This window comes from Streptomyces sp. iso_384 (assembly GCF_056172905.1).
The window spans coordinates 1-248 of record NZ_JBWBTT010000010.1; the positions used below are offsets into that span (position 1 = coordinate 1).

Below are 248 nucleotides of genomic sequence, written 5' to 3' on the forward strand. Positions count from 1 at the left end.
TCGACATCCTTGCGTGGAACCCGTTGGTGGCGGAGCTGCTGTGCGACTTCGCAGCCGTGCCCGAGCCCGAACGCAACTACGTCCGCATGGTCTTCACCGACCCGGTGATGCGCGACATCTACCCGGACTGGGAGGAGGTGGCCCGCACCTGCGTCGAGGTCTTGCGCATGGAGGCCGGAACGAACCCGACCGACCCGGCCCTCACCGCCCTCGTGGGGGAGCTGGCCGTCTCCGACCCGCACTTCCGG

The 248-nt window shown here is 69.0% G+C and carries 1 protein-coding gene; it reads left to right on the top strand.

Annotation, left to right across the window (positions count from 1 at the left end; genetic code table 11):
• Nucleotides 1-5 precede the first annotated feature (5 nt).
• The coding region (locus AC0VY3_RS36335) for an MmyB family transcriptional regulator (RefSeq protein ID WP_475551816.1) at nucleotides 6-248 on the top strand (243 nt) is incomplete at its 3' end.